Origin of the sequence: Micromonospora mirobrigensis (genome assembly GCF_900091555.1) — a bacterium.
GTDB classification, from domain to species: domain Bacteria; phylum Actinomycetota; class Actinomycetes; order Mycobacteriales; family Micromonosporaceae; genus Micromonospora; species Micromonospora mirobrigensis.
Genome location: NZ_FMCX01000001.1, coordinates 1157631 through 1170139, shown reverse-complemented (window position 1 = coordinate 1170139; position 12509 = coordinate 1157631). Strand labels below are relative to the sequence as shown.

At 73.1% G+C, this 12509-nt stretch carries 12 protein-coding genes; 9 read left to right on the top strand and 3 right to left on the bottom strand.

Annotation, left to right across the window (positions count from 1 at the left end; genetic code table 11):
* Positions 1 to 6 precede the first annotated feature (6 nt).
* The 3 genes from GA0070564_RS05510 (at position 7) to GA0070564_RS05500 (ending at position 1009) form a co-directional block, all read left to right on the top strand.
* Positions 7 to 174: a DUF4244 domain-containing protein gene (locus GA0070564_RS05510; RefSeq protein ID WP_091099129.1), complete on the top strand. Its 168-nt coding sequence runs from the start codon at positions 7 to 9 to the stop codon at positions 172 to 174.
* On the top strand, positions 171 to 539 hold the full coding sequence (locus GA0070564_RS05505) for a TadE family type IV pilus minor pilin (RefSeq protein ID WP_091603351.1): 369 nt from the start codon (positions 171 to 173) through the stop codon (positions 537 to 539). The genes GA0070564_RS05510 and GA0070564_RS05505 overlap by 4 nt, the downstream gene beginning before the upstream one ends.
* An 83-nt stretch (positions 540 to 622) precedes the next feature.
* Entirely contained in the window at positions 623 to 1009 is a 387-nt protein-coding gene (locus GA0070564_RS05500) for an Rv3654c family TadE-like protein (RefSeq protein WP_091603348.1), read from the top strand.
* Between the two features lie 17 nt (positions 1010 to 1026).
* On the opposite strand, the gene GA0070564_RS05495 is transcribed toward GA0070564_RS05500, so the two are convergent.
* From GA0070564_RS05495 to GA0070564_RS05485, 3 genes are all read right to left on the bottom strand, one after another.
* Entirely contained in the window at positions 1027 to 1605 is a 579-nt protein-coding gene (locus tag GA0070564_RS05495; RefSeq protein WP_091603345.1) for an LURP-one-related family protein, read from the bottom strand.
* 46 nt (positions 1606 to 1651) lie between these two features.
* Positions 1652 to 1858: a hypothetical protein gene (locus GA0070564_RS05490; RefSeq protein ID WP_091603342.1), complete on the bottom strand. Its 207-nt coding sequence runs from the start codon at positions 1856 to 1858 to the stop codon at positions 1652 to 1654.
* 172 nt (positions 1859 to 2030) lie between these two features.
* Positions 2031 to 4454: a DEAD/DEAH box helicase gene (locus GA0070564_RS05485; RefSeq protein WP_425412406.1), complete on the bottom strand. Its 2424-nt coding sequence runs from the start codon at positions 4452 to 4454 to the stop codon at positions 2031 to 2033.
* A gap of 135 nt (positions 4455 to 4589) precedes the next feature.
* Here GA0070564_RS05485 and GA0070564_RS05480 point away from each other — a divergent pair, with 135 nt between their 5' ends.
* The 6 genes from GA0070564_RS05480 to topA all read left to right on the top strand — a co-directional run bounded on the left by GA0070564_RS05480 (position 4590) and on the right by topA (position 12457).
* Positions 4590 to 4946: an STAS domain-containing protein gene (locus GA0070564_RS05480; RefSeq protein ID WP_091603339.1), complete on the top strand. Its 357-nt coding sequence runs from the start codon at positions 4590 to 4592 to the stop codon at positions 4944 to 4946.
* A complete protein-coding gene (locus GA0070564_RS05475; RefSeq protein ID WP_091603336.1) occupies positions 4943 to 5380 on the top strand; it encodes an ATP-binding protein in 438 nt (145 codons plus the stop codon). The genes GA0070564_RS05480 and GA0070564_RS05475 overlap by 4 nt, the downstream gene beginning before the upstream one ends.
* A 324-nt stretch (positions 5381 to 5704) precedes the next feature.
* Complete coding sequence (locus GA0070564_RS05470; RefSeq protein ID WP_091603333.1) at positions 5705 to 8050, top strand: sodium-translocating pyrophosphatase; 2346 nt, start codon at positions 5705 to 5707, stop codon at positions 8048 to 8050.
* 107 nt (positions 8051 to 8157) lie between these two features.
* The gene (locus GA0070564_RS05465) at positions 8158 to 8700 is read left to right on the top strand and encodes a hypothetical protein (RefSeq protein WP_091603330.1); all 543 of its coding nucleotides are present in this window, start codon (positions 8158 to 8160) and stop codon (positions 8698 to 8700) included.
* Positions 8691 to 9317, top strand: a complete 627-nt coding sequence (locus GA0070564_RS05460) for a hypothetical protein (RefSeq protein ID WP_091603327.1) — start codon at positions 8691 to 8693, stop codon at positions 9315 to 9317. Before GA0070564_RS05465 ends, GA0070564_RS05460 begins: the two co-directional genes overlap by 10 nt.
* Before the next feature lie 314 nt (positions 9318 to 9631).
* Complete coding sequence (gene topA / locus GA0070564_RS05455; protein ID WP_091603324.1) at positions 9632 to 12457, top strand: type I DNA topoisomerase; 2826 nt, start codon at positions 9632 to 9634, stop codon at positions 12455 to 12457.
* Positions 12458 to 12509: the final 52 nt, after the last annotated feature.

The following is a 12509-nucleotide window of genomic DNA, read 5'->3' as shown; positions in this document are numbered from 1 at the left end:
CGTGCAATGCGTAAACTCCTGTCCCGCCTGCGCGGGGACGCCGGGATGAACACCGCCGAGTACGCGGTGGGAACGCTCGCGGCGGTGGCCTTCGCCGGCATCCTGCTCAAGGTGCTGACCTCGGGCAACGTGCAGTCCGCGTTGACCGCCGTCATCGACCGGGCGCTGAAGTGAGCCGGCGCCGGTGGGCCGGCCGGGACCGGGGCTCGTTCACGGCCGAACTCGCGGCCGGCCTGCCGGCGCTCACCCTGCTGCTGCTCGCCGGGCTGACGGCGGTGGACGCGGTCATCACCCGGGCGGGTTGCCTGGACGCGGCCCGGGCGGCGGCGCTCGCCGCCGCCCGGGGCGATCAGGGTGCGGCCGTGGCTGCCGGCGTCGCCCCGGACGGGGCCGACATCCGGCTCACCGTCGACGGGGACCGGGTCACCGTCACGGTTCGCGCGCCGGTCCGAACGCTCGGTGCCCGACTGCCCCGGCTCACCGTGGTCGGCGCCGCCGTCGCCGCCGTCGAGCCCGGCCTCCCGGCGGCCCGGCCGTGAACCGCCCACCACGGGTGGCCGGAGATGCCGCCGCGCCATCCGGCGCCGGCCGGACGGTCTGCGCCGTCCGCGGTCCTGCCGCGTTGCCCGGGGACCCGGCCGTTCGCGCCCCTGGTGACCGGACCGGCGGGGATCGGGGCAGCGCCACCGTCTATCTGCTCGCCGTCGGGCTGGTCCTCGTCGTGTTCGGGATCTTCGGTGCGGCGGTGGGTGCCGCCCGGGTGGCCCGGCAGCAGGCCCGGGTCGCGGCCGACCTGGGCGCGCTCGCCGGAGCGGGTCGGGCGGTCGAGGGCCCGGACACGGCGTGCGCCGTTGCCGGCGCCATTGTCCGCGCGAACGGTGGCCGTCCGGTCGCCTGCCGGCTCGACGGGCTCGACGTGCTGGTCACCGTCGAGATCACGGTGACCGCCCTGCCCGGGCTGGTACGGGAGGTCAGCGTGACCTCCCGCGCCGGCCCGGTACGCGGCTGAGCTCGCCGCTGCGCGGGTCAGCGCCCCTGGAGGGCGTCCAGCCCGATCGCCATGGCGATCACCAGGCGACGGTCGACCTGCGGCTGGTGGATCTCCACCACGTACCGGTCGCGCAGGCCCCACTTCTTGATCACCGAGAAGACCGGCTGGCCGTTGGCGGTGAAGTCGAAGTGGTACGGCAGCCAGGACAGCGAGTCGACGAAGCGCCGCAGCAGGGCCACCGGCATGCTCCGCTCCTGCCCGGTCACCTGCGGCAGGCCCGGCTGCTCCACGTGCCAGGTGGAGCGGAGCAGGGACTGGGCGAAGTCCTTGCGGAACAGCCCGATCGGGTTGCCGGCGTGGTCCGTCACGTCGTACGTGGCGCCCAGGTCGAGCCGCTGGCGGGCCTTGAACCCGAGCAGCGGGTACTGCTTCGAGTCGTCGGTGTAGATGGTCACCTGCTCCTTGAAGGCCAGGCGCTTCTGCTGGGCGAAGGCCAGCAGGCCGCCCTCCGAACCGTCCGGTGCGACGGAGTGGACCTCGTACTGGTTCACCATCATCCGGATCCGCTGGCGGATGTGGAACTGGCGCTGCTGCTGCAAGGCGTCGAGCTGCATCTGATCTCCTAGGAAGGGTGGGCCGGAGTCTCGCACAACCGGCCCGTCAGCGTCCGCCCTCCATGGTCGCCTTCATGGCCCAGGCGTTCAGCACCTGGTGGATGCCGCGCAGGCGTTCGTCGATCTGGGCCAGCCGCTCCGCCTGGGCGAGGGAGGCCAGCGCCGCGCCGTACGCGATCAGCTGGTCGGGGGTGAGTGTCTCCTGGTCGATCGTGTAGAGCAGGTCGACGGTCTCGGCGATGGTGTCGGCCATGGCTCCTCCTGCGGCGAAGGTACGGCGAGCTCGGCGGGCGCGGCCGGCGCCACTGGCGACCGACCATGCATGGAAGCGCTCCCATACTTCAATGCCCACCCGCACCCGATCTCATGCACGATCCCCGAACCCCACCACCCCCACCGGCCCGTCGATCATGAAGTTGGCGGCGTCAGGGAGCGTTCTCCATGACGCCAACTTCATGATCAACGGGGCGCGGGGCGAGGGGCCGCGGGAGGGTGGGGGTGGGGAGGTTGGTCAGGACGACGTCGAGGACCCGGACGGCGTCCGGCTTGGAGAGCGGGTTGTTGCCGTTGCCGCACTTCGGGGACTGGACGCAGGACGGGCAGCCCGCCTCGCAGCCGCACTCGGCGATCGCGTCCCGGGTGGCGCGCAGCCAGGCCGCCGCCGTCCGGTACGCCCGCTCGGCGAAGCCGGCCCCACCCGGGTGCCCGTCGTAGACGAAGACGGTGGGCGCCTCGGTGTCCGGGTGCACCGCCGTGGAGAGCCCGCCGATGTCCCATCGGTCGCAGGTCGCCATCAGCGGCAGCAGCCCGATCGCCGCGTGCTCGGCGGCGTGCAGCGCGCCCGGGATGTCGGCCGCCTCCACGCCGGCCGAGGCCAGCGACTCCGGTGAGACGGTGAACCAGACCGCCACCGTCCGCAGCTCCCGGGCGGGCAGGTCCAGCGGGCGGGTGTCGATCACCTCGCCGGAGGCGATCCGCCGCCGCTGGTACGACACCACCTGGCTGGTCACGTCGACCTCGCCGAGGAAGAGGCCGACCGGCCCGGCGTCGGTGTACGAGCGCACCGACACCACCGACAGCGAGGTGACGTCCCGGGCGTGGGTGGACCAGTCCGGCTCCTCGGCGTGCACCAGCGCGCACCCGTCGGCGAGGTCCAGCGAGTCGACCACGTACGAGACGCCCTGGTGCAGGTAGACGGCGCCGGTGTGCAGCAGGAAGTGCGACGAGCCACCGTCGACGGTGCCGAGCAGCCGCCCGGTCGACGCCTCCACCACGCAGACCGGTGCGCCGCCCTCGCCGCGCAGGTCGACCTCGGGCCGCTCGCGGTGCCGCCAGTACCAGCCGGTCGGCCGCTGCCGCAGCGCACCGGACGCCACCAGCGCGTCCACCGCCTCCTTGGCGCCATCGCCGAAGAGTTCCAGGTCGGCGGGGGTGAGCGGGGCCTCTGCGGCGGCGCAGGCCAGCTGCGGGCCGAGCACGTACGGGTTGGCCGGGTCCAGCACGGTCGCCTCGACGGGTCGCCCGAACAGCGCCTCCGGGTGGTGCACCAGGTAGGTGTCGAGCGGGTCGTCCCGGGCCACCAGCACGGCGAGCGCCTCGTCGCCGGAGCGACCGGCCCGGCCGGCCTGCTGCCACAGTGACGCCCGGGTGCCGGGCCAGCCGCAGATCAGCACGGCGTCCAGCCCGACCAGGTCGACGCCGAGCTCCAGCGCGTTTGTCGAGGCGAGGCCGAGCAGGTCGCCGTGGAGCAGGGCGCGTTCCAGCTCGCGCCGCTCCTCGCGCAGGTAGCCGGCCCGGTAGGCGGCGACCCGCTCGCCGAGACCGGGTACCGCCTCGTCCAGCGCCCGGCGGGCGGTCGCCGCCACCACCTCGGCGCCCTTGCGGGACCGGACGAAGGCGAGGGTGCGTACCCCCTCGGCGACCGTGTCGGCGAGCAGGTCGGCGGTCTCCCGCAGCGCCGAACGCCGCACCTGCAGAAGGTCGGCCTCCGGCGACGAGGAGTCGGCGGCCGGCAGCAGCGGCGGCTCCCAGAGCGCGAAGGTCACCCCGCCGCGCGGCGAGGTGTCCTCGGTGACGGCGGTGACCGGCAGCCCGGTGAGCCGGCCGGCAGCGGTGGCCGGGTCGCCCGAGGTGGCCGAGGCGAGCACGAAGGTCGGCCCGCCGGCGCGGCCGTACTTCGCGCACTGTCGCCGCAGCCGGCGCAGCACGTGCGCGACGTGCGAGCCGAACACTCCGCGGTAGGTGTGGCACTCGTCGACGACCACGTGGGTCAGCCGGCGCAGGAAGCCGGACCACTGGGCGTGCCCGGGCAGGATCCCGTGGTGCAGCATGTCCGGGTTGGTCAGCACGAACCGGGAGTGCCGCCGGATCCACTCCCGCTCGGCGCGCGGGGTGTCCCCGTCGTAGGTGGCGGGGCGTACCCCGTCGAGTTCCAGCGCGGCGACGGCCCGCAGCTGGTCGGCGGCGAGCGCCTTGGTCGGCGCCAGGTAGAGCACGGTGGCCCGGGGGTCGGCGAGCAGGGTGGCCAGCGCCGGGAGCTGGTAGGCCAGGGACTTGCCGGAGGCCGTCCCGGTGGCGACGACCACGTGCCGCCCGGCGTACGCCAGCTCGGCGGCCTCGGCCTGGTGCCGCCACGGCGCGACGACGCCGCGCCGGTCGAGCGCCGCGCGCAGCTCCTCGGGGGTCCAGTCCGGCCAGGGCGCGGTGACCCCGGCCCGGGCGGGCACCCGTTCGACGTGGGTGACCGGGTCGGCGGTGGTCCGGGCGCGCAGCCGTCGCAGCAGGTCGGCCGGCGCGCTCTGCGGGCCACGACCTGCGGGTACGGGGAATGTGCGCGTCACGTCCTGCACTCTCGCAGTGGTGTTCGGGATGAAACTCCGGGGCCCGGGGTAAGGGGTTGGCTCAGCCGGTGACCTTCGGGCCCGTCCCACCCGGGATGGTTAGATGCCCAGGAGAGTTTACGGCTCTTGCGAGGGAGGAGACCGATGGAGCTGTCGCTGGCGACCCGTACCGTGGGGGAGCACACGGTGCTCGAGGTCGGCGGTGAGGTGGACGTCTACACCGCCCCCCGCCTGCGCGAACGGCTCCTGGAGTTGATCGACGGTGGGGCCCGGCAGGTCGTCGTCGACCTGGGTCGGGTGGACTTCCTCGACTCCACAGGTCTCGGCGTGCTGGTCGGCGCGCTCAAGCGGCTGCGTACCGCCGGGGGCAGCTTCGCCCTGGTCTGCGACAAGGAGCCGCTGCTCAAGATCTTCCGGATCACCGCCCTGGACCAGGTCTTCCCGCTGCACCCGACGGTCGACGCGGCGGTCGGCGCCGACTCGACCGGCTCGGGCGCGTGATGGCGACGGTCCGACTCTCCTTCTCGCCGGCGCCGGTGCACGTGCGCACCGCCCGGCTCGTCGGGGTGGCGGTCGCCCGTCGCGCCGGCGTACGCGAGGACCTGCTGGACGAGGTCCGGCTGGCCATCGGTGAGGCGTGCACCCGGGCCGTCGCCCTGCACCGGCAGTACCACGTGCCCGACCCGGTGCTGGTGGAGATGGACGACGCCGGCTCGTACACGGTGCGGGTGATCGACCGGGCGCCGATCGAGGCGAGCATCGGCCTGGCCGCGCTGGACGCCGACCAGCTGGCCAACGAGTCGCTGAACGAGGACGACCTGACCACCGGGGTGGGCTTCGCGCTGCTCGCCGGTTTCGTCGAGGACCTCCAGGTGCGCCCGGTGGTGGAGGGCGTCGGCACCGAGGTCCGGATGGTCTGGCCGGTCGGCCGCTGATCCGCTGATCGTCGAGGGTCCACAGGCCACGTCCCGACAGGGGGCGTGGCCTCGTCGTGTTGGTCGCCCTCTATATCAGATTTTTCCTCATAACACAGCGACGAAGATCATCGGGACACGGTGGGCCCTGCGTGTGACCTCGGACACTGCGGAGGGCTACAGTACCCGGGTTGTCAGCAAGTGACCCGTCCCGCAGCCAGCGGGAACGGGTGTTCATCGCTGGTCCGCCGGGGTGGGTTGGCGCGCGCTTGCGAGTCCGCATCCAGGCGTCGGCCCGTGCGTCTCCACGAGCCGGCGCGAGTGTTCGGTATCAGGAGGACATAGATGTCCGGGACCTTGGCCGCCGACGGCGGCGCACTGTCCCTTACCGGAGCCAACGTGACGTACGTCGTCATCGCCGCGGTCATCGCGCTGGTGGCGCTCGTCTTCGCCGCCGCCTTGACAAAGGCCGTGCTGGCAGCCGGTAAGGGCACCACCAACATGCGGGAGATCTCCGGGGCGGTGCAGGAGGGCGCGTCGGCGTACCTGCTCCGGCAGTTCCGGACCCTGGCCATCTTCGTGGTCATCGCCGTCGTGCTGCTCTTCCTGCTGCCGGTGCACGACACCGACGGCAGCGAGATCGCGGTGAAGATCGGCCGGTCCGCCTTCTTCGTGGTGGGCGCCCTGTTCAGCGCGTTCATCGGCGGCGCCGGCATGTGGCTGGCCACCCGCGCCAACCTGCGGGTCGCCGCGGCGGCCCGGGAACGCCAGGGCGGCCGCGAGGCCGCCATGCGGATCGCCTTCCGCACCGGCGGCGTGGTCGGCTTCCTCACCGTCGGCCTCGGCCTGTTCGGTGCGGCGCTGGTGGTGCTGCTCTTCCGCGGCGACGCCCCGACCGTGCTGGAGGGCTTCGGCTTCGGTGCCGCGCTGCTCGCCATGTTCATGCGGGTCGGCGGCGGCATCTTCACCAAGGCCGCCGACGTCGGCGCCGACCTGGTCGGCAAGGTCGAGCAGGGCATCCCCGAGGACGACCCGCGCAACGCCGCCACCATCGCCGACAACGTGGGCGACAACGTCGGCGACTGCGCCGGCATGGCCGCCGACCTGTTCGAGTCGTACGCGGTCACCCTGGTCGCCGCGCTGATCCTGGGCCGGGCCGCGTTCGGCGTGGACGGCCTGGTCTTCCCGCTGGTGATCTCCACCATCGGCGTGCTGGTCGCCATCGTCGGGGTCTTCATCACCCGGCTGCGGGCCAGCGACCGCAACGGCCTGACCGCGATCAACCGGGCCTTCTACCTCTCCGCGCTGATCTCGGCGGTGCTGGTGGCGATCGCCGCGTTCGCGTACCTGCCGGCGACCTTCGCCGAGCTGGAGGGCGGGCTGACCGGCGTCGACCGCAACCCGCGGCTGGTGGCCATCGGCGCGGTGGTGATCGGCATCGTGCTGGCCGCCGCGATCCAGGCGCTGACCGGCTACTTCACCGAGACCAACAAGCGCCCGGTGCAGGACATCGGCAAGAGCTCGCAGACCGGCGCCGCCACCGTCATCCTGGCCGGCATCAGCGTCGGCCTGGAGTCGGCGGTCTACTCGGCGCTGCTGATCGCCGCCGGCGTCTTCGGCGCGTTCCTGCTCGGCGGCAGCTCCATCACGCTGTCGCTGTTCGCGGTGGCGCTGGCCGGCACCGGCCTGCTCACCACCGTCGGCGTGATCGTCGCGATGGACACCTTCGGGCCGATCTCCGACAACGCCCAGGGCGTCGCGGAGATGTCCGGCGACATCGACGAGCACGGCGCGCGGACGCTCACCGAGCTGGACGCCGTCGGCAACACCACCAAGGCGATCACCAAGGGCATCGCGATCGCCACCGCGGTGCTGGCCGCGACCGCGCTGTTCGGCTCGTACACCGACACGCTGGCCAGCTCGTACGCGGACGCGAAGGTGCCGAACGTGGAGGCCGCGATCGCGGACCTGCTGAACGTGGCGAACCCGCGCAACCTGGTCGGCCTGATCATCGGCGCGGCGGTGGTCTTCCTCTTCTCCGGTCTCGCCATCAACGCGGTGTCCCGCTCGGCGGGCGCCGTGGTGATGGAGGTCCGCCGGCAGTTCCGCGAGCTGCCCGGGATCATGGACCGGACCCAGCGCCCGGAGTACGGCAAGGTCGTCGACATCTGCACCCGGGACGCGCAGCGCGAGCTGCTGACCCCCGGCCTGCTGGCGATCATGGCGCCGATCGCGGTCGGCTTCGGCCTCGGGCCCGGCGCGCTGGCGTCGTACCTGGCCGGTGCGATCGGGGCCGGCACGCTGATGGCGGTCTTCCTGGCCAACTCCGGTGGCGCCTGGGACAACGCGAAGAAGCTGGTCGAGGATGGCGCGTACGGCGGCAAGGGCTCCGAGTCGCACGCCGCGACGGTCATCGGCGACACCGTCGGTGACCCGTTCAAGGACACCGCCGGCCCGGCGATCAACCCGCTGATCAAGGTGATGAACCTGATCTCGCTGCTGATCGCGCCCGCCGTGGTGGCGTTCAACGTCGGCGACGACGCGAACACCCCGGCACGGGTGGCGATCGCCGTGGTGGCGACGCTGGTCATCGTCGCCGCGGTGGTCTGGAGCAAGCGCAACGGTGTGGCGATGGAGTCCGACGCCGGGGCGAACACCCCGGACCAGCGGCCGGAGACGATCAACGCCTGACCCCGTTTCGCGGTCCACGGTCCCGGTCGGCGCACGCCGGCCGGGACCGTCCCGTGGACGAAACCTGACCGGTGGCGGTTCGCCCGGAAGGCCGTACGCTGCAACGCATGCGTACGTGCCGGGCGTCTGCCGCCGGAAAGCTCACGGTGGTCCTGGCCACGCTCCTGCTCACGGTGACCGCCTGCGGTGGCGGTCCCAGCCCCCGGGCCTGGGCGGCCTCGGTCTGTGAGGCGCTCACCCCGTGGCGGGCCGAGATCAGCAAGCTGACCAGCAGCACCCGGCAGCAGATGACCGCGCAGACCACCCCGGCGCAGGCGCGGGAGAACCTGGTCCGGCTCTTCGACGGGGCCCGGCAGGCCAGCGAGACGGCCCGCCGGGAGGTGGAGCGGGCCGGGGTGCCGGAGACCACCGGCGGCGACCAGGTCTCGGCCGGGTTCCGCGGCTCGCTGAGCCGGATGCGGGACGCGTACGGCCGGGCTCGGGACAGCATCCGCGGGCTCGACACCAGCCGGCCGGCCACCTTCTACGACGGCGTGCAGGCCGCGGTGGAGAGCCTGAACAAGGAGTACGACGCGAGCGCGCTGGACACCAGCCGGCTCAGCTCCACAGAGCTGAAGGCCGCCTTCGACGAGGTCCCGGAGTGTCGCTGAGCCCACCCCACCCACCCCCCGACCCGGGCCGGCAGCTGTCGCTGTTCGGCACCGAGGCGGCCGACCCGTCCGTGGCGGACCTGGCCGGCCTGCTCGCCGGGCCCGGGGAGGTGGTCCGGATGGGCGGCACGGCGCGGCTGTCGGTGGTGGTGGACGCCGGCTGGCGGGTGCACGTGCTGGTGGCGGAGCTGACCGCGCGGGGGCTGCCGCCGACCTGGGAGGCGGTCGGTGAGCCGGACGGCCCGCGGCGGCACCTGATCCGCACCGCGTACGCGAGCACCCTGGCGCCGCTGGCCCGGGCCTGGGCACGGGGGCCGGCGAAGCGACCACCGGCCGGGTTCCACCTCAACGGCCGGCGGCTGCGGATCTGGCTGGCCGCGGCGGGGCGCGCCGAGCCGTCGGGCTTCCTGCTCGGGCTGGGCGAGGGCGACACCGAGTGCTGGGGGCCGGTGGGCCGGGCGCTCGCGGCGGTCGGCCTGGCCGGGGTGTTGCTGGAGGCCGGGGCGGGCGGGCCGGCGTACCGGATCTCGGGCCGGCGGCGGCTGGCCCGGCTCGCGGAGCTGGTCGGCGACCGGCCCGCCGCCGCGCCCGCGGCCGACTGGCCGGGGAGTCCCTGACCCACCGGGTGTCCGATCGCGGACAGCTCGCACGGACGCCCGGTTGCGGAAAACGGCTCGATCAGCCCTCCACCGAGGGTGCGCCATCGTCACAGTGACCCACTTCCCGGCCTACCCACGGTGTACGGTGGCGCCGTCCGGCACAACCGCCAGCGCGCGGCCGCCCCCGGAGCGCCGCGCCGGGGCCGCCCGCCGACCATGCCGCCGTGAGAAGCGGGGCGGCGCGTTACGTTGGACATCCGGACCGCCGCCGGTCCGGCCGGTGCGACACGGCCGGAAACGGGCATGTAGCAGGAGTGAGGTCGAAGAGAGACGTGCCGAGCAAAGCTGGAACCACCCGTCTGGTCATCGTCGAGTCTCCGGCGAAGGCCAAGACGATCTCGGGCTACCTCGGCCCGGGGTACGTCGTGGAGGCCAGCTTCGGCCACGTCCGGGACCTCCCGCGCAACGCCGCCGACGTGCCGGCGAAGTACAAGGGCGAGTCGTGGGCCCGGCTCGGGGTGGACGTCGACAACGGCTTCCACGCCCTCTACGTGGTCTCCGCCGACCGTAAGCAGCAGATCAGCAAGCTGGTGAAGCTGGCCAAGGAGGTCGACGAGATCTTCCTGGCGACGGACGAGGACCGCGAGGGCGAGGCCATCGCCTGGCACCTGGTGGAGACGCTCAAGCCCAAGGTGCCGGTCAAGCGGATGGTCTTCCACGAGATCACCAAGCCGGCCATCCAGGCCGCTGTGGCCAACCCGCGCGAGATCGACCGGGACCTGGTCGACGCGCAGGAGGCCCGGCGCATCCTCGACCGCCTGTACGGCTACGAGGTCTCCCCGGTGCTGTGGAAGAAGGTCATGCCGAAGCTCTCGGCGGGCCGGGTGCAGTCCGTGGCGACCCGGATCGTGGTCGAGCGGGAACGCCAGCGGATGGCCTTCCGCACCGCCGAGTACTGGGACATCCTGGCCACCCTGGCCGTGGCGAACCCCGGCGAGGGCCCCCGCACCTTCAACTCCACGCTGGTCGCGCTGAACGGCGACCGGATCGCCACCGGCAAGGACTTCGAGCCGACCACCGGTCGGGTGAAGCCCGGCGCGGGCGTGGTGCACCTCGACGAGGGCGGCGCCCGGGGCCTGGCCGCCCGCCTCGAGGGGCGGCCGTTCGCGGTCACCCGGGTCGAGGAGAAGCCCTACCGCCGCCGCCCGTACGCGCCGTTCATCACCTCCACCCTCCAGCAGGAGGCGGCCCGCAAGATGCGCTTCTCGTCCCAGCAGACGATGCGCACCGCGCAGCGGCTGTACGAGAACGGCTACATCACCTACATGCGTACCGACTCGGTGAACCTGTCGGAGACCGCCATCGCGGCGGCCCGCCGGCAGATCGTCGAGCTGTACGGCGAGCGCAGCGTGCCGCCGGAGCCGCGCCGCTACACCGGCAAGGTGAAGAACGCGCAGGAGGCGCACGAGGCGATCCGCCCCGCCGGGGACAACTTCCGCACCCCGGGCGACGTGGCCAAGGAGCTGTCGGCCGAGGAGTTCAAGCTCTACGAGCTGATCTGGCGGCGCACCATCGCCTCGCAGATGACCGACGCGGTCGGCTCCAGCGTCTCGGTGCGGATCCGGGCGACCTCCACCGCCGGGGAGGAGGCCGACTTCGGCTCCACCGGCAAGACCATCACCGACCCGGGCTTCCTGCGGGCGTACGTCGAGTCCTCCGACGACGAGAACGCCGAGGCGGAGGACGCCGAGCGGCGGCTGCCGACCCTGGTCAAGGGGCAGCCGCTGACCGCCGACGAGCTGGCCGCGCAGGGGCACCACACCCAGCCGCCGTCGCGCTACACCGAGGCGTCGCTGGTGAAGGCCCTGGAGGAGCTGGGCATCGGCCGCCCGTCGACGTACGCGTCGATCATGCAGACCATCCAGGACCGCGGGTACGTCTTCAAGCGCGGCCAGGCGATGATCCCGTCGTTCCTGGCGTTCGCGGTGATCGGGCTGCTGGAGCGGCACTACCCGCGCCTGATCGACTACGACTTCACCGCCAGCATGGAGAACGAGCTGGACGAGATCGCCGGCGGCGACCACGCCTCGGTCGACTTCCTCACCTCCTTCTACTTCGGCAGCGCCAACGGCACCGGCGACCAGGCGATCGCCCACGCCGGTGGGCTGAAGAAGCTGGTGACCGAGAACATCACCGAGATCGACGCGCGCAGCGTCAACTCGATCCCGCTGCACACCGACGACGAGGGCCGCGAGGTCGTCGTCCGGGTCGGCCGGTTCGGTCCCTACCTCCAGCGGGCGCTCCCCGGCGAGCAGCCGGCCCCGAAGGCCGAGGGTGAGGAGGGCGGCAGCCAGGGCGACCGGGCGCCGATCCCCGAGGGGCTGGCGCCGGACGAGCTCACCCCGGAGAAGGTGCACGAGCTGTTCCTCGGCGGCGGGGGTGAGCGCAAGCTCGGTGACGACCCGGCCACCGGCGAGCCGATCGTGCTGAAGTCCGGCCGGTTCGGCCCGTACGTCTCCAGTGGCGAGCGCAAGTCGTCGCTGTTGAAGTCGCAGTCGCCCGACTCGCTCACCTTCGACGAGGCGTTGAGGCTGCTCACCCTGCCCCGGGTGGTCGGCGTCGGCCCGGACGGCGCCGAGGTGCTGGCGGCCAACGGCCGCTACGGCCCGTACGTCAAGCGGGGCGAGGAGTTCCGGTCGCTGGAGTCGGAGGAGAAGCTCTTCACGGTCACCCTGGACGAGGCGCTGGCCCTGCTGGCCGCCCCGAAGGCCCGCCAGCGTCGGGCCGCCGCGCCGCCGCTGCGGGAGATGGGCGTCGACCCGCTGACCGAGAAGCCGCTGGTGATCAAGGACGGCCGGTTCGGGCCGTACGTGACCGACGGGGAGTTCAACGCGTCGCTGCGGCGCGGGCAGACCCCGGAGGAGCTGACCATCGAGCAGGCCTCGGAGATGCTCGCCGAGAAGCGGGCGAAGGGTCCGGCGCCGAAGAAGAAGGCGGCGGCGAAGAAGGCCCCGGCCAAGAAGGCGACGGCGGCGAAGAAGACGGCCGCCGCGAAGTCCACCGTGGCCAAGAAGACCACCACCGCCAAGGCCACCCCGGCGAAGAAGGCCCCGGCCAAGAAGGCCGCCCCGCGCAAGGCCGCCACCCCGGCCGACTGACCCACCCCGCCTGAGCGTCGGGTCTCGGAAAGTTCGGGCGGATCAGGCGGGT

Bases quoted from the DNA above. Each gene is read 5' to 3' on its own strand.
- GA0070564_RS05510 (WP_091099129.1), top strand. From the start codon at position 7: ATGCGTAAACTCCTGTCCCGCCTGCGCGGGGACGCCGGGATGAACACC.
- GA0070564_RS05495 (WP_091603345.1), bottom strand. From the start codon at position 1,605: ATGCAGCTCGACGCCTTGCAGCAGCAGCGCCAGTTCCACATCCGCCAG.
- GA0070564_RS05490 (WP_091603342.1), bottom strand. From the start codon at position 1,858: ATGGCCGACACCATCGCCGAGACCGTCGACCTGCTCTACACGATCGAC.
- GA0070564_RS05480 (WP_091603339.1), top strand. From the start codon at position 4,590: ATGGAGCTGTCGCTGGCGACCCGTACCGTGGGGGAGCACACGGTGCTC.
- GA0070564_RS05470 (WP_091603333.1), top strand. From the start codon at position 5,705: ATGTCCGGGACCTTGGCCGCCGACGGCGGCGCACTGTCCCTTACCGGA.
- GA0070564_RS05465 (WP_091603330.1), top strand. From the start codon at position 8,158: ATGCGTACGTGCCGGGCGTCTGCCGCCGGAAAGCTCACGGTGGTCCTG.